The 625-nt window shown below is 57.9% G+C and carries 1 protein-coding gene; it reads left to right on the plus strand.

The window, feature by feature from the left end:
- Positions 1 to 228 (plus strand): hypothetical protein (locus A5780_RS42150; protein ID WP_231983080.1); only part of this gene is annotated, 228 nt, incomplete at its 5' end.
- Between the last annotated feature and the right edge of the window lie 397 nt (positions 229 to 625).

The following is a 625-nucleotide window of genomic DNA, read 5'->3' on the forward strand; positions in this document are numbered from 1 at the left end:
TGGGCGGCGATCGTCAGTCCGTTCGAGACTGCCGCAGAGCCGGTATCGATCCAGGAAAGAACGACCATCGGATCCACAATCAATTTCCCTTCGAAGCAGGAGCAGTTGCCCTACCATCAAAACGCGGAAAATTATGGTTCGCCAGGCGTTGAAGGGATAGAGTTTTTATATATACCCGCGCTAGCCCCACATAGAGATGGGTTTACGTGCGACAGCGGCGAAAATTGATACTCGCAGTATCCCTCGAAATTTTTCCCGCCCGTCGCCGATTGGTGGACACCACGTGGTGAACACCGCCGTGGGGTCGAGGTCGAGCGCGCCTCTTCGCCGGTGAGACCGCTGGTTGTTCGTTGCCGCCATCGCGGGATTCTGGTAGGAACGAAAGCGCTCGGGGGAGAAAACTTTTCACCAATTCCTGTATTCGCTGACACGAAAGTGTCGGCGTTCGAGGGGGTTTCATGACCACCACCACACCCGATTCACCTGACGCTCGACAGCCACCGGATGTGCACCGTTTGACTGGCGATGTGCCGGTTCGAATTCCAACCCTCGGGCCCTGGCTACGGGTGATGCGCGAACACCGCGACCTGACCCGCGAGCTGGCCGGCCAGTACACACACGTCAG

It is taken from the genome of Nocardia sp. 852002-20019_SCH5090214 (assembly GCF_001665865.1).
In the GTDB taxonomy this organism is placed as follows: Bacteria; Actinomycetota; Actinomycetes; order Mycobacteriales; family Mycobacteriaceae; genus Nocardia; species Nocardia nova.